18 protein-coding genes are annotated in these 15,391 nt (G+C 72.7%); 16 read left to right on the top strand and 2 right to left on the bottom strand.

Going from position 1 to position 15,391, the window contains the following annotated elements:
* Positions 1-11: 11 nt before the first annotated feature.
* Complete coding sequence (locus HOP40_RS29405) at positions 12-1,019, bottom strand: 5-oxoprolinase subunit C family protein (RefSeq protein WP_172164954.1); 1,008 nt, start codon at positions 1,017-1,019, stop codon at positions 12-14.
* A complete protein-coding gene (locus HOP40_RS29400; RefSeq protein WP_172164951.1) occupies positions 1,016-1,990 on the bottom strand; it encodes a carboxyltransferase domain-containing protein in 975 nt (324 codons plus the stop codon). The genes HOP40_RS29405 and HOP40_RS29400 overlap by 4 nt, the downstream gene beginning before the upstream one ends.
* Before the next feature lie 259 nt (positions 1,991-2,249).
* Here HOP40_RS29400 and HOP40_RS29395 point away from each other — a divergent pair, with 259 nt between their 5' ends.
* From HOP40_RS29395 to HOP40_RS29320, 16 genes are all read left to right on the top strand, one after another.
* Positions 2,250-3,770: a PucR family transcriptional regulator gene (locus HOP40_RS29395; protein ID WP_172164948.1), complete on the top strand. Its 1,521-nt coding sequence runs from the start codon at positions 2,250-2,252 to the stop codon at positions 3,768-3,770.
* A gap of 174 nt (positions 3,771-3,944) precedes the next feature.
* Positions 3,945-4,649 (top strand): acetoacetate decarboxylase family protein, encoded by a 705-nt coding sequence (locus tag HOP40_RS29390; RefSeq protein ID WP_172164945.1) that lies wholly within the window; start codon positions 3,945-3,947, stop codon positions 4,647-4,649.
* A 42-nt stretch (positions 4,650-4,691) separates the two neighbouring features.
* Positions 4,692-6,188: a YHS domain-containing protein gene (locus tag HOP40_RS29385; protein ID WP_172164942.1), complete on the top strand. Its 1,497-nt coding sequence runs from the start codon at positions 4,692-4,694 to the stop codon at positions 6,186-6,188.
* Positions 6,189-6,209: 21 nt separating this feature from the next.
* Complete coding sequence (locus HOP40_RS29380; protein ID WP_172164939.1) at positions 6,210-6,464, top strand: toluene-4-monooxygenase system B family protein; 255 nt, start codon at positions 6,210-6,212, stop codon at positions 6,462-6,464.
* Between the two features lie 9 nt (positions 6,465-6,473).
* Entirely contained in the window at positions 6,474-6,812 is a 339-nt protein-coding gene (locus HOP40_RS29375) for an MmoB/DmpM family protein (protein WP_172164936.1), read from the top strand.
* Positions 6,809-7,795 carry an aromatic/alkene monooxygenase hydroxylase subunit beta gene (locus HOP40_RS29370; protein WP_172164933.1) on the top strand — a complete coding sequence of 329 codons (987 nt, stop codon included), beginning with the start codon at positions 6,809-6,811 and terminating at the stop codon, positions 7,793-7,795. The genes HOP40_RS29375 and HOP40_RS29370 overlap by 4 nt, the downstream gene beginning before the upstream one ends.
* Before the next feature lie 7 nt (positions 7,796-7,802).
* Positions 7,803-8,837: a 2Fe-2S iron-sulfur cluster-binding protein gene (locus HOP40_RS29365; RefSeq protein WP_172164930.1), complete on the top strand. Its 1,035-nt coding sequence runs from the start codon at positions 7,803-7,805 to the stop codon at positions 8,835-8,837.
* Positions 8,838-8,853: 16 nt separating this feature from the next.
* Entirely contained in the window at positions 8,854-9,189 is a 336-nt protein-coding gene (locus HOP40_RS29360; RefSeq protein WP_172164927.1) for a monooxygenase system ferredoxin subunit, read from the top strand.
* 27 nt (positions 9,190-9,216) lie between these two features.
* On the top strand, positions 9,217-9,939 hold the full coding sequence (pxpA, locus tag HOP40_RS29355; protein WP_172164904.1) for a 5-oxoprolinase subunit PxpA: 723 nt from the start codon (positions 9,217-9,219) through the stop codon (positions 9,937-9,939).
* Between the two features lie 36 nt (positions 9,940-9,975).
* A complete protein-coding gene (locus HOP40_RS29350; protein ID WP_172164901.1) occupies positions 9,976-10,224 on the top strand; it encodes an acetyl-CoA carboxylase in 249 nt (82 codons plus the stop codon).
* Positions 10,221-11,591, top strand: coding sequence for an acetyl-CoA carboxylase biotin carboxylase subunit (locus HOP40_RS29345; protein ID WP_172164898.1), 1,371 nt, complete (start codon positions 10,221-10,223; stop codon positions 11,589-11,591). The genes HOP40_RS29350 and HOP40_RS29345 overlap by 4 nt, the downstream gene beginning before the upstream one ends.
* Complete coding sequence (locus HOP40_RS29340) at positions 11,588-12,481, top strand: 5-oxoprolinase subunit B family protein (protein ID WP_172164895.1); 894 nt, start codon at positions 11,588-11,590, stop codon at positions 12,479-12,481. The genes HOP40_RS29345 and HOP40_RS29340 overlap by 4 nt, the downstream gene beginning before the upstream one ends.
* Complete coding sequence (locus HOP40_RS29335; protein ID WP_172164892.1) at positions 12,471-13,436, top strand: 5-oxoprolinase subunit C family protein; 966 nt, start codon at positions 12,471-12,473, stop codon at positions 13,434-13,436. Before HOP40_RS29340 ends, HOP40_RS29335 begins: the two co-directional genes overlap by 11 nt.
* 13 nt (positions 13,437-13,449) lie before the next feature.
* Positions 13,450-13,635: a tautomerase family protein gene (locus HOP40_RS29330; protein WP_172164889.1), complete on the top strand. Its 186-nt coding sequence runs from the start codon at positions 13,450-13,452 to the stop codon at positions 13,633-13,635.
* Positions 13,636-13,651: 16 nt separating this feature from the next.
* Positions 13,652-14,659 carry a biotin synthase BioB gene (gene bioB / locus HOP40_RS29325; RefSeq protein WP_172164886.1) on the top strand — a complete coding sequence of 336 codons (1,008 nt, stop codon included), beginning with the start codon at positions 13,652-13,654 and terminating at the stop codon, positions 14,657-14,659.
* A 113-nt stretch (positions 14,660-14,772) separates the two neighbouring features.
* Positions 14,773-15,381, top strand: a complete 609-nt coding sequence (locus HOP40_RS29320; protein WP_205346964.1) for a LacI family DNA-binding transcriptional regulator — start codon at positions 14,773-14,775, stop codon at positions 15,379-15,381.
* Positions 15,382-15,391 lie beyond the last annotated feature (10 nt).

Here is a 15,391-nt window from a genome sequence, read left to right as displayed (position 1 = left end):
GGGACCGCGGGTCACGTCCGGTCGACGTGCCTCGGGTCGAGGACGCGGGCGACGTGGTCGTGCAGGGCCGCGGCTTGGTCCAGGTCGATCTCGCGGAACACGACCGTGTCCTTGCCCGGGCGGAACTGCCCGACCTTCCACAGCGCCGCCTGGGCCACGGTCGCGATCACGGCGAACCCGCCCGAGGAGTTGCTCTCCGGTCCCAGGATCGTCAGCACGTCGCCGTAGGCGAGGATCCCGCCCAGCGGGTAGCTGTTGTCCAGGACGTTCGACGGGTGGCCGCCGGCGACGTCACCCGTCTCGCGGGCCCACCGGAACCGGTGCGGGTTGAGCCGGACCGCCACGCGGTCGGAGTTGAGGTCGCAGCGCCAGGTCGCGGTGAGGAAGTGCGCCATGTCGTCGGCGGTGAGGAAGTCGGGGTCGGCGTGCGGCCCGCGGATGACCTCGACCTCCCAGCTGCGCGTGTAGGTGGGGCGCAGCGAGACGGGGAGCCGCCGGGGACGGCCGGGTTCGGCGCCGACGTTCACGTCGAGGACGTCCGCGCGTTCGAGCGCCCGGCCGTCGAGCCCGCCGATACCGGCGACGAGGTGGGTCGAGCGGGACCCGAACGCGTCACGGACCTCGATGCCGCCGGCGGCGGCGAGGTAGAGCCGGTAGCCGGGTCCGCGGACCACCCCGCTCGCGATGACGTCGCCCTCCCGGACCGCGACGGACTCCCACTGCGGGACGGGCTCGCCGTTGACGGTCACGGCCGCCTCGGGGCCGGTCACCGCGACGGTGCCGGCGTGCAGGACGTTGGCCTGGAAGCGCCCGAGCGGGATCTCCAGCGCCGCCGCGCCCAACCGGTTGCCGACCAGCAGGTTGGCGGCCCGGAACGCCAGGTGGTCGACCGGGCCGGAGGGGAAGAACCCCAGCGCCTGCCGCCCGAGGCGGCCGGGGTGGTCCTGCACGGTCGTCTGGAGGCCGGGGTCGACGATCTCGAACATCGGCGTCGCGGTCCGGGAGGCCTGGGGCGTCACGGGATCCTCACCAGTTCCTGCGCGGCGGCGCGTGCGGCCCGGCGCCGGGCCGCCTCGGCCTCCACCGCTGGCTCGGCGGCCGTCTCGAAGTACTCCGACGCCGTGTACTGGCCGGGCTCGATCTCGTAGTCGTAGCGGCCCTCGAAGACCTGCCGGCGCAGCTCCACCAGCTCGGCCTCGCTGATGGCGTAGAAGGTGATCCGGTCGCCGGGGTGCACCAGGATCGGGTCGACGCGGTGGGCGCGCATCCGGCGCGGCGCCAGGTCGCTGATGGGCAGCGTGCGGCCGAGGACCTGGTAGGAACCCGACGACTCGATCGGGTGCACGACCAGGCACGGGCCGCCGATCGCGACGGCACCCTCGGGCGTCCACGTCCGGGCGGGGTTGTACTTGGGCCCGATGAGCTCGGACCGGGGATCGAGGGGGAGCAGCGACGGGAGTCCCGGGTAGAACCCGCTGAAGGCGTTCCACCAGGTGCTCTCCAGGATCCGGGCGTACAGCGAGGCGCGGTCCGGCAGGCCGTTGTAGCGGACCATGTAGTCGATGTTGTTCCCGTCGACGACGTTCGGGGCGTCCGGGCGGGTGGTGATGCGGTACCGGTTGACCGCCTCGCGGGAGGTGGTGTCGTCGAAGGCGATCGGCAGCCGCAGCCGCCTGCTCGGGAGCACGATCGAGGCGGGCTCGGCGACGTCCGCGTGCAGCTCGTCCAGCGCGGTGATCACCGCGGCCTGGCCGATCACCGCCGGGTCGTAGTGGACGAGCAGCGAGCGCAGGCCCGGGGCGACCTCGAGCAGCCCGCGCACCGGGTGGGCCCCGACGCGGCGGGCGATGGCGTGCACGAAGAAGTTCACGCCGAGGTCCACCGGGTGCGGGAGGCCGTACTCGACCAGCAGGGCGCGGTCGCCCGCGGTCCGGTACGTGACGTGCGGCCGCCCCGCGTCCAGCTCGGTGCGTCCGACGATGGCCGGCATGGTCCCTCGCTCTCGCATGCAGGTGGTGAACCGGCAGCCTCGTCCGCGGACCGGCCACCGGGCTGTGCGCGGGTTGTACAGACGGGCGCGGGTGCTTGTCCAGAGTGCTGATCCCGTCGGAGGGATCCACTGCGCTTGTATCCGCGGCACCGGCACGCGCCGCAGCCGCTCGGCCCTCGTGCCCGTTCGACGTATTGCGCGGCCGGGACGGCGCGCGATCATGGTCGTCCCGCTGCGTCATCCTGCGTTCGGAGGCCCGATGTCGCTCACGGTCCGGAACCTGCTCGACCGCGCGGAGCTCCAGCTCCGGGCGATCGCGGGCTCGCCGGCGGCGCTGCGCGGCGAGCTCGCGTGGGCGCTGATCAGCGAGCTGCCGGACCCCTCGCCCTACATCGACGGGGGAGACCTCGTCCTCACGACCGGGTCCCGCCTGTCGCAGGGGCAGGCGGCGAGGCGGCAGTACGTCGGCCGTCTCAAGGATGCGGGCGCCGTGGCCCTCGGGTTCGGCGTGAGCGCCTTCTACCCGGAGGTGCCCGACGACCTCGCCGCCGCAGCGCAGGAGGCGGACCTGCCGCTCCTCTACGTCCCGGCCGCGACCGGCTTCAGCGTCATCGGGCGCCTGGTGTCGGACTACCTGTCCGACGAGCGGCAGAAGGAGCTGACGTTCGCGGTCAGCGCGCAGCGGGACCTCTCCCGCGCCTCGCTCTCGCCCTACGCGGCGCGGGCGATCGTGGAGCGCCTGGCCAAGGCGGTCCAGGGGTGGGCGCTCCTGCTCGACCACGACGGGGCCCTCCGCGCGGGCGTGCCGGCCGGTCGCACGCACCTCGCGCGGGTGCGCATCGACCTGCCCCGTCTGCGGGAGCGCGGCGGCGCGTCCAGCGTGAGCATGTCCGTGGCGGGGGAGTCCGTCGTGCTGCTCCCGCTGACGGTCCGGAGCAGCATCCGGGGCTTCCTCGCGGTCGGCCGCAGCACGCCGCTGGGTCGGGCGGAGCAGGCGATCGTGACCACGGCCGTGTCCCTGCTCTGCGCCGACCTCAACACCGAGTGGGGCCTGCTGGACAGCCAGCGGCGCCACCGCCTGGCCGTGTTCAAGGTCGCGACCGAGGGGGACGTCGCCCTCGCCGCCTCGATCGCGGAGTCCCTGGACACCGACTTCCCCGAGGGCGACCTGCGGGTCGCGGTGCTCGGCGTGCCGACCGGCCACGAGGTCGAGCTGCTCGAGCACGCCGAGAGCGACCACGGCCTGCGCAGCCTCTGCGCGCTCGTCGCGGAGTGGGAGAAGGGACGGGTGGTGGTGCTGATGCCGCCCGCGGAGGGCGACGTGCGCACGCTGGAGTCCCTGCTCCGCCGCATCCCGCTGGCCCGCGGCGCGGTCAGCGACCCGGTGTCGGCGCGGGAGCTGCCACAGGCCTGGGTCCAGGTGCGCTCGGTGTTCAACAGCGCGCCCGGCTCGGCCGGCAAGCTCGCCTTCGCCAGCGACGTGGCCACCGCCGGGCTCATGCGCCACCTGCACAACGACGAGGCGCGGGGTTGGGCGGAGGCGCTCCTGGCGCCGCTGCGGGACAAGGACCGCACCTCCAAGATCGACCTGCGGCTCACCCTGCGGACGTTCCTGGCGAACAACGGGCAGTCCGACGCCTCCGCCTCGGCGCTCGGCATCCACCGGCACACGCTGCGCTACCGGATGGGCAAGGTCGCGGAAGCGCTCGAGCGCGACATCGACGACCCGACGACGCGCGCCGAGCTCTGGATCGCCCTGCTGCTCGACGACCGGCTCTGACCGACCGCCCCGGAGCCCGCGTGCTCCACAGTGGCACCGGTCACGTCCGCGTTGTCCAACGTGCGCACTTCTCGCCGCACCCCCCGTCGACCAGGGTCTGAGCATCGGCCGACCGCGCGGGACGCTCCCGCGGTCGACCCCCACCAGACGACCGACGGTGAGCAAGGAGTCGACATGGGAACGTCGCTGCACCCCCCGCAGCTGATCACCAACTCGCGGACGCTCTACCTCGTGTGGGTCCCGGCGGACCCGGACGCGGTCGCGAAGCTCGTGCCCGAGGGGCTGACCCCGGCGGACGACCGCACCTGCTACATCAACCAGTACGTGGTGGACGGGCCGGACCAGACGTCGTCGGTCGGGGACGAGCAGTTCGGGGCGTACTCGCTGACCTACCTGGGCGCCGACCTCGCCGGGCTGGACACCGAGGTCGGGGTCCCCGCCCGCTGGTGGACGCACTACCACAACAGCTCCGACGTCATGACCCGCTACGCGCTGGAGCACGGCGTCCCCGCGGGCGAACCGGGCCGGACCACCCTCGACCTCGACGGCGACACCCTGGTCGCGACCACGCACCTCGACGGCCGGCCGGTCATCCGGACGACCGCGACGGTCACCGTCGGCACGCCCCAGCGCGCCGCCGGTCAGCTGCGCTACATCACCCGCCGCGGCGACGGGTTCGTCAGCGGCCGCTACGCCTACGTGGCCGACGTCGCCGAGCACTTCCGCGTGGAGTCCTTCGAGTTCCTCGACCCCACCCACCCGACCTACCAGCTGCGCCCGGCGGACCCGCTGCAGATCACCTTCGGCTTCTACGCGCCGTCGATGACGTTCGTCTACCCCGGTGGCGAGGGCCCGCTCGGCTCCGAGCACGGCAGCTGACCGCCCCCAGGTTTCCCGCACCGACATCCCGAGGAGCAACTCATGGCTCTGCTGGAACGCGCGCAGTGGTACGACATCGCGCGCAGCACCGAATGGACACCCCGCTACGTCACGCAGGACGAGCTGTTCCCGCCGGAGCTCAGCGGCGGTGAGGGACTGCCCGACGAGGTGTGGTCCACCTACGACGAGCCCTACAAGGTCAGCTACCGCGAGTACGTCGACATCCAGCGGCAGAAGGACGCCGGCGCCTACTCCGTCAAGGCCGCACTGGAGCGCGCCGACCTCTACAATAAGGCCGACCCGGGCTGGATCTCCATCCTCAAGGAGCACTACGCCGCGGTCGCCGTCGTCGAGTACGGCGCGTCCTTCCAGGAGTCGCGCTTCGTGCGCTGGTCCAAGGCGCCCGGCATGCGCAACATGGCCACCTTCGGGATGCTCGACGAGATCCGGCACGGGCAGATCCAGCTGTACTTCCCGCACGAGTACGTCAGCAAGGACCGCCAGTTCGAGTGGTCCCACGCGGCGATGTTCACCGACAACTGGGTGACGCTCGGGGCCCGGCACTTCTTCGACGACGTCATGATGACGCGCGACGCCGTGTCGACGTCGATCTTCGCGAACTTCGCGTTCGAGACCGGCTTCACCAACCTGCAGTTCATCGGCCTGTCCGGGGACGCGGCCAAGGCCGGCGACTTCACCTTCTCGAAGCTGATCCAGAGCATCCAGTCCGACGAGGCGCGGCACGCCCAGCTGGGCACGCCGCTGCTGCAGATGATGATCGAGAACGGGCAGCGCGAGAAGGCCCAAAAGATGATCGACATCTCCTTCTGGCGCTCCTACCGGCTCTTCACCGTGCTGTCCGGCATCCCGATGGACTACTACGTCCCGCTCGACGTCCGTGAGGCCTCCTTCAAGGAGTTCATGGAGGAGTGGATCGTCACTCAGTTCATGCGCTCGCTCGAGGACCTCGGGCTGTCCAAGCCCTGGTACTGGGACATCTTCCTGCGCGACATCTCCGAGCACCACCACGGCCAGCAGCTGGGCACCTACTCCTGGCGCCCGACCCTCTGGTGGAACCCCGCGGCCGGGGTCAGCCCGCCCGAGCGGGACTGGCTCGAGGAGAAGTACCCCGGGTGGAACGACACCTTCGGCAAGGTGTGGGACGTCCTGATCGACAACTTCGCGAACGACCGGATCGACAGGACGGTCCCCGGGACGCTGCCGGTCATCTGCAACGTGTCGCAGCTGCCGATCGTCGGCACGCCCTCGCAGACGCTGCGCGACATCTCCCTCGTGCACGAGGGCCGGCGCTACCACTTCGCGTCCGAGGTCGACAAGTGGATCTTCGAGGACGACCCCGAGCGCTACAGGCACCACAAGAACCTCATCGACCGCTTCCTGGGCGGTGACATCCAGCCCGCCGACCTCGGCGGGGTCCTGGAGTACATGGGTCTCGGCGTGGTCGGCCCCGGGGGCGACGACGCCCACGGCCTCGCCTGGGTCGAGACCTACCGCAAGCAGCTGGCCAAGGCCGGCTGAGCCGGACGGAGGAGGCACGACATGGCACTGATCCCGCTCGCCTCGCACTTCGACGGCGACTTCGTCATCAAGCTCCTGCCCGTGGACTCGGAGAACACGATGGACGAGGTCGCCGCGGCCGCCGCGACCAACGTCATCGGCGTCCACGTGTTCGACCAGCCCGGCCGCACCCTGCGCGTGCGCAAGCAGGGTGCGGACGCGCCCTACGGCCGCTCCAGCACCGTGGCCGAGTCCGGCCTCGAACCGACCGAGTGCATCGAGATCTACTTCGAATGAGGAGGACCGATGACCGTCACTGATCCCATCATCGACCCGGTCGGACCGGTCCTGCAGACCGGCGACGTCGCCCGCGCCGTGGCCGACGCGGCCGTGATCGACAACGCCGGCCGGCGCGTCGACATCCGAGACCGCGGCTCCTACGTCCGCGTCGAGGTCGAGGGCGGCGAGTGCATCCTGCGCCGCGCCACGATCGCGGAGGAGCTCGGCCGACCGTTCCGCATGTCGGAGCTGGAACTGATCATGCCGTCGTTCGTGGGCCGCATCGACACCAGCAGCGACGTCTTCCGCTTCTACCTCGGCGCCCCGGCAGCGGGCGCGACCGCCGTGCAGGAGGCCCGGACATGACCGCTCCGCTCAAGCCCCTCAAGACGTGGGCGCACCTGACCGCCCGCCGCCGCAAGCCGAGCGAGTACGAGATCGTCTCGACCAAGCTGCTGTGGCACACCCGCGACGCCGAGCAGCCGTGGGACGTCGCCCACACCGGGTTCATGGCGGACTTCTACCGGGAGCACCGCAACCAGAGCCCGGTCACGCACCCGGACTGGGACGCGTTCCGCGACCCCGACGAGCTCGTGTACCGGACCTACAACATCCTGCAGGACGGGCAGGAGACCTACGTCGAGGGCCTGCTCGACCAGCACAACGCCGAGGGCCACGACCGGGGGCTGTCCCCGGAGTGGGTCGCGACCCTGGCGCAGCTGTACACGCCGAGCCGGTACCTGCTCCACACGGTGCAGATGGCCAGCGCGTACCTCGTCCACATCGCGCCGTCCAGCACCATCGCGAACTGCGCGGCCTTCCAGGCCGCGGACTCGCTGCGGTGGCTGTCCAACGTCGCGTACCGGACGGCCGAGCTCGGCCTGGCCCACCCAGGGACCGGGTTCGGGCAGCGCGAGCGCGAGCTGTGGGAGGAGCTGCCGGCCTGGCAGGGCTTCCGCGAGCTCATGGAGCGCCAGCTCGTCACGTTCGACTGGGCCGAGGCCTTCGTGGCGCTCAACGTCGTGGCGAAGCCGGCGATCGACGAGATCGTCCTGCGCCAGCTCGGCGTCTCCGCGCGGCGCCACGGCGACGTGCTGCACGCGCTGCTGACCGAGGCGGCGCTGCGCGACAGCGAGCGGTCCCGGCGGTGGACCGAGGCGCTGGTGAAGCACATGTCCGAGGTCGACTCGAACCTGCCGCAGCTCACCGAGTGGGTGGCGAAGTGGCAGCCGCTGGGCGAGCAGGCGGTCCGCGCCTACGGCGAGGAGATCGCCGAGAACGTCGAGGGCGCGGACAACGCGGTCGGCGCGGTGCGGGCGTTCCAGCGGCAGCTCGGCCTCGGAAGCTGACCCAGCGATGACGGCCCCCACCGAACACCTCGTCTCGGTCGACGGGACCGGCGTCCGGTTCGCCTGCGCGGAGGGCGACACGCTGCTGCGTGCTGCCCTCCGCGCGGGGGTCGGGCTCGGCTACGAGTGCAACAGCGGCGGGTGCGGCAGCTGCCGGTACGACCTGCTCGAGGGCGAGGTGCACGACCGCCGTCCGGACGCGCCCGGGCTCAGCGCCCGCGACCGGCGCAGGGGCCGCAGGCTGGCCTGCCAGAGCGAGCCGCTCTCGGACTGCACGGTCCGGGTCGGGGCGCTGACCGGGCCCGCCCGGCACCGGCCCCTGCGCCAGACCGCGGTGCTGCGCTCGGTCACCCCGCTGACGCACGACATGCGCGAGTTCGCGTTCGTCGCCCGCACGCACGCCGGGTTCCGGCCCGGGCAGTACGCGATGGTCACGCTGCCCGGCGGGCAGGTCGAGCGCGCGTACTCGATGAGCAACCTCGGCAACTGCCACGGCGAGTGGCGGTTCGTCGTCAAGCGCGTGCCGGGCGGGCGGTCCACGTCGGTCCTGTTCGACGCGCTGGCGCCCGGTGCGGAGGTCGTCCTCGACGGGCCCTTCGGACACGCCCACCTCCGCGAGGAGGGCGCCCGCGACATCGTCTGCGCCGCGGGCGGGTCGGGCCTCGGCGCGATGGTGTCGACCGTCCTCGGTGCCGCGGCGCGCCCCGACGCGGGGGAGTGGACGGTCCACCTCTTCTGCGGCGGCCGCACCGGGGAGGACCTGCACGTCCCGGAGCAGGTCGTCCGCGCGGGCCGCCGGCTCGGGGCCCTGCACGTGCACACCGCGGTGTCCGACGAGGACGCCGCGGGCGGGGACGCCCTGCGGGCCGGGCACTTCCGGGGGTTCCTCCACGAGGCCGTCCTCGACCGCCTCGCCGGACGCCTCACCGACTTCACCTACTACGCGGCCGGCCCGCCGGCGATGACCGACGCCCTCGCGCGGGCCCTGGTGATCGGGGCCGGCGTGGACGCGGACCGGCTCCACTACGACCGCTTCTGCTGAAAGGAGCACCGCAGCGATGGCATTCGTGAAGGTGTGCAGCCTCGACGACGTGTGGGAGGGCGACATGGAGTCGTTCGACGTGGGCGACAAGGAGGTCCTCGTCGTCCACCTCGAGGGCGGCGACGTCGTGGCCACGCAGGCCATCTGCCCCCACCAGCAGGTCGAGCTCGTCGAGGGCGAGCTGAGCGGCAAGACCCTGACCTGCAGGAGCCATCTCTGGATGTTCGACCTGACGACCTGCACGGGCATCAACCCCGGCCACGCCGAGCTGGCGCGCTACCCCGTGCGGCTCGACGGCGACGACGTCTACATCGACCCCGACGGGGACACCCCCAAGGTCGCGCACTCCTGACCTGCGACAGCTGAGAGAGGACCGAGGATGGTTGCCATCAACGCCGACATGGGCGAGGCGTACAGCATCTACCGCTGCGGTGACGACGAGGGCATCATGCCCTACATCACGATCGCGAACGTCGCGTGCGGTTTCCACGCGTCGGACCCGAACGTCATGCGCAGGACCGTCGCGCTGGCCAAGGAGCACTCGGTCAAGGTCGGCGCCCACCCCTCCTTCCCCGACCGCGACGGCTTCGGCCGGCGCGAGATGGCGATGGACCCCGACGAGCTCACCGCGACCGTGATCTACCAGGTGGGCGCGCTGACCGGCTTCCTCCGCGCCGAGGGCATGCCGCTGCACCACATCAAGCCGCACGGCGCCCTCTACGGGCTCGCGTCGCGCGACGAGGCGGTGGCCGCCGCGATCGGCGCCGCGGCGGACGTCTTCGACGTCCCCCTGATGGGCATGGCCAACACCGTGCACGAGGAGGTGTGGGGGCAGCGGAGCCAGGGCTTCATCGCCGAGTACTACACCGACCTCGACTACCGGCCCGACGGCTCGCTGATCATCACCCGCGAGCACATCGCCTACGACCCGGTCGTCGCCGCGGAGCGCTCGGTCCGCGCCGTCACCGAGGGGCTCGCGACCGCCAACGACGGGTCCGACATCCCCATGCGCGCCGACTGCATCTGCGTGCACTCCGACACCCCGGGCGCCGTCGACCTCGCCAAGTCGGTGCACGACGCCCTCAAGCCCCACCTGGACTGACCGAACCCCACCCCCCGAACGACGAACGAGGTCCTGATGTCCCGTCACGAGGTGCTGTCCCCCATCCCGGGGGTGTTCTACCGCAGGCCGGACCCGGCCAGCCCCGAGTACGCGGAGCCCGGTCAGCGCATCGCGGCCGACGACACCGTCGGGCTGGTCGAGGTCATGAAGACCTTCTACCCGGTGCAGGCCGATGTCGCGGGCACGCTGGTCGGGTACGTCGCGGACGGGGAGGTGGTCGTCGACGCCGGTCAGGCGCTGCTGGTCATCGAGGTGGACGCGTGAAGCGCCTGCTGGTGGCCAACCGCGGCGAGATCGCGGTGCGCATCATCCGGGCGGCGAAGGACCTCGGGATTGAGACGGTCGCGGTGGTCAGCGACGCCGACGTCGACGCCGCGCACGCCCGGCTCGCGCACAGCGTCGTCCACATCGGTCCCGCACCCGCGACGAAGAGCTACCTGGTCGCCGACGCCCTCCTCGCCGCGGCCCGCGAGTCCGGTGCGGACGCCGTCCATCCCGGCTACGGCTTCCTCTCCGAGCGGGCGTCGTTCGCCGCGGCCGTCGCCGACGCGGGCCTGACGTTCGTCGGCCCCGAGGCCGCGGTGATCGAGCAGATGGGCGACAAGGTCCGGGCGCGCCAGGTGGCCATGGCCGCAGGCGTCGCGACTGTTCCGGGCACCACCGACGGGGTCGAGGACGTCGCGGCTGCTGTGACGGCAGCCGGCGAGATCGGCTACCCGGTGATGCTCAAGGCCGCCGCCGGCGGGGGCGGCCGCGGGATCCGCGTCGTCGCGAGCGAGGCCGAGCTGACCAAGGCCTTCCCGCAGGCCTCCGGGGAGGCGGCGAGCGCGTTCGGCGACGGCCGCATGTACCTCGAGCGGTTCGTCCGCAGCGCCCGGCACGTCGAGGTCCAGGTCCTGGGCGACGGCACCGACGCCGTGCACGTGTTCGAGCGCGAGTGCTCCCTGCAGCGCCGCCGCCAGAAGGTCGTCGAGGAGGCGCCGTCGCCCGGCATCGACGAGGCCACCCGCGCCGGGATGACCGCCGCGGCGGTCCGCCTGTGCCGGGAGGTCGGCTACCGGAGCGCGGGGACCGTCGAGTTCCTCGTCGACGACGCCACCGGCGAGTACTTCTTCATCGAGATGAACACCCGCATCCAGGTCGAGCACCCGGTGTCGGAGTGGATCAGCGGGATCGACCTGGTCGCCGCGCAGCTGCGCATCGCCGCGGGCGAGCCGCTGTCCCTGCGCCAGGAGGACGTGGTCGCCCGCGGCCACGCGATCGAGTTCCGGATCTGCGCGGAGGATCCGGACAAGGACTTCATGCCGGGGCCCGGCCGGGTCGAGCGCATCGAGCTGCCCGGCGGGCCGTGGGTCCGCACGGACACCTGGCTCGGGCCGGACAGCCGGGTGTCGCCGTACTACGACTCGCTCGTCGCGAAGGTGATCGTGTGGGGCGACGACCGCCCCACCGCGATCGCGCGGTCGAGGCGGGCGCTCGACGAGCTCGTGGTGCAGGGCGTGCCGACCACGACCGGGCTGCTCCTCGAGCTGCTCGACCAGCCGTGGTTCGGCGAGGCGCGGTTCGACACCGGGACGCTCGAGGAGTGGCTCGCCGAGCGCACAGCGGTCGCCGCCGGAGGTGCCCGGTGAGCGACGCGGTCGACCCCGCCCGCTACAGCTGGGGCGGCGACGAGTTCCTCTTCGTCGAGCTCGCCGAGGAGATGAGCCTGCGCGCGAACTTCCGCGCGATGGCCATCACCCGGGCCCTGCGCGACGAGCGACCGGACGGCGTCCTCGAGATCTGCCCGGCCAACGCCTCCTACCAGGTCCGCTACGACCCCGACGTGCTCGAGCCGCACACGCTGCTCGCGCACCTGCAGGACATCGAGAGCAAGGTCGGCGACGCCGCGGACGTCAGCCTCCCGACCCGCGTCGTGGAGATCCCGGTGCTCTACCGCGACCCGTGGACCACCGAGACGCTGATGAGGTTCCGGGACCGGCACCAGGACCCCGACGCCACCGACATCGAGTACGCGGCCCGGATCAACGGCCTCGGGGGCGTCGACGAGTTCATCGCGGCCCACACCGGCTCGCCGTGGTTCACCTCGATGGTCGGGTTCGTCGCCGGCCTGCCGTTCCTGTTCCAGATGGTCCCGCAGGACCGGCAGCTCGTCGTCCCGAAGTACCTGCGACCGCGGACCGACACGCCGAAGCAGACCGTCGGTCACGGGGGCTGCTTCGGGTGCATCTACTCCGTGCGCGGGGCCGGCGGGTACCAGATGTTCGGCGTCACCCCGGCGCCCATCTACGACCCCGCGCAGTCGAGCGCCGACTTCGCGGACTTCATGGTCTTCTTCCGCCCGGGCGACATCGCCTCGTTCCGCGCGATCGACCGGGACGAGTACGACGACACGCTCGCGCGCGTCGAGGCGCACGACCACCGCATCCGCTCCCGCGACGTCGAGTTCGGCCTGCAGCCGTTCCTCGACGACCCGGACGCCTTCAACACCCGCCTCCTGGAGGTGCTCCGTGCCGATTGAGGTGCGCAAGCCGGGACTGTCGACGACCGTCCAGGACACCGGCCGCAACGGCTTCTACGACGTGGGGATCCCGCCATCGGGGGCCCTCGACCTGTACTCGCTCACCACGGCGAACCGCCTCGTCGGGAACCCGCCGGGATCCGCAGCGCTCGAGGTCGTCTACCTGGGTCCCGAGCTGCGGTTCACCGAGGACGCCGTGGTGGCCGTCGCCGGCGCCGAGCTCCCGCCGCGGGTGGACGGCGAGGCCCGACCGCTGTGGGAGTCGTTCCCGGTCGCCGCCGGGGAGGTCCTGGACTTCGGCTTCGTCAAGGCCGGCGCGCGCGCCTACGTCGCCGTCGCCGGCGGCATCGACGTGCCGCTGGTCCTGGGCAGCCGCTCCACCTACGGTCTCGGCGCGCTCGGCGGGCTGGAGGGCCGGCCGCTCGTCGCCGGCGACGAGCTCCGGATCGGCGCCGGGACGGGCACCGCGGGACGCTCCCTGCCCCCCGAGCTGCGCCCGGCGCTGGGCAGGGAGGTCGAGGTCCGGGTCGTCATGGGCCTCTACGACCACGTGCTCGCCCCCGAGGGGCGGGAGGCCTTCCTGGGCACCACCTGGACCCTGACGCCGGTCGCCGACCGCGTCGGTTTCCGCTACCGCGGGGCCGAGCTCGGCACCGTCGCCCGCACCCCGCCGTTCGGCGCCGGGCAGGACCCGTCGAACATCGTCGACGCGCCGTACCCGATCGGCTCGATCCAGGTGCCGGGCGGCGTGGAGCCGATCATCCTGCACCGCGACGCGGTGTCCGGCGGCGGCTACATGATGATCGCCACCGTGATCAGCGGCGACCTCGACGTCGTCGCCCAGTCCGCCCCGAACACGCGGACCCGCTTCGTCGAGGTCGACCTCGACGGGGCGCTCGCCGCCCGCGGCGACTACCGAGCCCGCGGTCGGCGCGTCGCCGACCTCCTCACCTAGAAGGGACACCCCTGTGCCACACGTCCGCATCGACTGGTTCCCCGGCCGCACGGTCGAGCAGAAGCGCGAGCTCGCCGAGGTGCTCACCCGCGAGATCTGCCGGATCGGGAAGTGCGAGCCGGACTCGGTGGGCATCGTGTTCACCGACGTGGAGACCGACAGCTGGGCCCGCGCCGGCCGGCTCTTCGCGGACGGCTGAGCGGCCGGCGACGACGATGACCACCACCGGTCACGACATCCTCGACCGCGCCCGGGAGCAGGTCCTCGAGGAGGGCCGCGGCCTCTCCGAGGCCGACGTCCTGGAGGTCCTGCGCCTGCCCGACGAGGCGCTCGCCCCGCTGCTGGAGCTCGCGCACGAGGTGCGCATGCGCTGGTGCGGACCCGAGGTCGAGGTCGAGGGCATCGTGTCCCTCAAGACCGGGGGCTGCCCCGAGGACTGCCACTTCTGCTCCCAGTCCGGTCTGTTCGCGTCCCCGGTCCGCTCGGCCTGGCTCGACGTCGACGCCCTCGTCGAGGCCGCGCGGCAGACGGCGAAGACCGGGGCGACCGAGTTCTGCATCGTCGCCGCCGTCCGCGGGCCGGACGCCCGGCTCATGGCCCAGGTGGCGGCCGCGGTGGCCGCCGTCCGGGAGGCGGTGGAGATCGAGGTGGCCTGCTCGTTGGGGATGCTCACCGCCGCCCAGGTCGCCGAGCTGGCCGACCTCGGCGTGCACCGCTACAACCACAACCTGGAGACCGCCCGCTCCTACTTCCCCCGGGTCGTCACCACGCACACCTGGGAGGAGCGCCGGGAGACGCTGCGGATGGTCCGCGAGTCCGGCATGGAGGTGTGCTGCGGCGGGATCGTCGGCATGGGGGAGACGCTCGAGCAGCGGGCCGAGTTCGCGGGCCAGCTCGCCGCGGTCGACCCCGACGAGGTGCCGCTCAACTTCCTCAACCCCCGGCCGGGCACCCCGTTCGGGGACCTGCCGCCGCTCGACGGCGGAGACGCGCTGCGGACCGTGGCGGGCTTCCGGCTCGCGATGCCGCGGACGGTGCTCCGGTTCGCCGGGGGCCGTGAGCTCACCCTCGGCGACCTCGGCGCCCGCCGCGGGCTGCTCGGCGGGGTCAACGCGGTGATCGTCGGCAACTACCTCACCACGCTCGGGCGACCGGCCGAGACCGACATCGACCTGCTGGCCGAGCTGCAGATGCCGATCAAGGCGCTCGACCGGGCGCTGTGACCCGGGCGCCGGGACCGGGGCGTCGGGACCGGGCGCCGGGACCCCACCGACGCGCCGACCGACTAGGGTTCCCGGGCGGCGACGCGACCGAGGTCGCCGCGGAAGAGGTCGCCATGTCCCAGGCCCGGCGCCGCCCGACGCTGGCCGACGTCGCCCGGCTGGCCGGGGTGGACACGAGCCTGGTGTCGCGGGTGCTGCGCGACGACCCCCGGGGCTTCGCCTCGGCCGCGACGCGCGAGCGGATCCGGGCCGCGGCGCAGGAGGTCGGGTACCGCGCCAACGCCGCCGCGCGCGGTCTGCGCAGCGCGCGCACGATGACGCTGGGCCTGCTGCTGCCCGGGTTCACCAGCCCCGTGTACTCGTCGATCGCGCACGGCGTGGAGGAGCGCGCGGGGGCGCACGGCTACGGACTCGTGCTGGGCACCCACGCGGCGGGCGACCCGCACGAGACGATCACCGGCATGCTCATGCACGGCCGCGTCGACGGCCTGCTCGTCTCGTCCGGCCGGATCGAGGACCGGGCGCTGCGCCGGCTGGTCGACCAGGTCCCGCAGTCGGTCGTGCTGGTCAACCGGCAGGTCCGGGGCGTGGCGGCGAGCGTCGTGCTCCGCGACGCCGACGCCTCCGCGGTGGCCGTGCGGCACCTGGCCGAGCTGGGGCACCGCCGGGTCTGCGGGATCTTCGGGCCGGGCACGCTGGACGCCCGGCGGACCGGCACGTGATGGCGCCGCG

Origin of the sequence: Pseudonocardia broussonetiae (assembly GCF_013155125.1) — a bacterium.
GTDB lineage: Bacteria > Actinomycetota > Actinomycetes > Mycobacteriales > Pseudonocardiaceae > Pseudonocardia > Pseudonocardia broussonetiae.
This window is presented reverse-complemented; position numbering and strand designations above follow the sequence as displayed.

What these genes read in the sequence shown, in the direction of transcription:
- HOP40_RS29400 (WP_172164951.1), bottom strand. Translation starts at nt 1,990, where the DNA reads ATGCCGGCCATCGTCGGACGCACCGAGCTGGACGCGGGGCGGCCGCAC.
- HOP40_RS29395 (WP_172164948.1), top strand. Translation starts at nt 2,250, where the DNA reads ATGTCGCTCACGGTCCGGAACCTGCTCGACCGCGCGGAGCTCCAGCTC.
- HOP40_RS29390 (WP_172164945.1), top strand. Translation starts at nt 3,945, where the DNA reads ATGGGAACGTCGCTGCACCCCCCGCAGCTGATCACCAACTCGCGGACG.
- HOP40_RS29385 (WP_172164942.1), top strand. Translation starts at nt 4,692, where the DNA reads ATGGCTCTGCTGGAACGCGCGCAGTGGTACGACATCGCGCGCAGCACC.
- HOP40_RS29380 (WP_172164939.1), top strand. Translation starts at nt 6,210, where the DNA reads ATGGCACTGATCCCGCTCGCCTCGCACTTCGACGGCGACTTCGTCATC.
- HOP40_RS29375 (WP_172164936.1), top strand. Translation starts at nt 6,474, where the DNA reads ATGACCGTCACTGATCCCATCATCGACCCGGTCGGACCGGTCCTGCAG.
- HOP40_RS29370 (WP_172164933.1), top strand. Translation starts at nt 6,809, where the DNA reads ATGACCGCTCCGCTCAAGCCCCTCAAGACGTGGGCGCACCTGACCGCC.
- HOP40_RS29365 (WP_172164930.1), top strand. Translation starts at nt 7,803, where the DNA reads ATGACGGCCCCCACCGAACACCTCGTCTCGGTCGACGGGACCGGCGTC.
- HOP40_RS29360 (WP_172164927.1), top strand. Translation starts at nt 8,854, where the DNA reads ATGGCATTCGTGAAGGTGTGCAGCCTCGACGACGTGTGGGAGGGCGAC.
- pxpA (WP_172164904.1), top strand. Translation starts at nt 9,217, where the DNA reads ATGGTTGCCATCAACGCCGACATGGGCGAGGCGTACAGCATCTACCGC.
- HOP40_RS29350 (WP_172164901.1), top strand. Translation starts at nt 9,976, where the DNA reads ATGTCCCGTCACGAGGTGCTGTCCCCCATCCCGGGGGTGTTCTACCGC.
- bioB (WP_172164886.1), top strand. Translation starts at nt 13,652, where the DNA reads ATGACCACCACCGGTCACGACATCCTCGACCGCGCCCGGGAGCAGGTC.
- HOP40_RS29320 (WP_205346964.1), top strand. Translation starts at nt 14,773, where the DNA reads ATGTCCCAGGCCCGGCGCCGCCCGACGCTGGCCGACGTCGCCCGGCTG.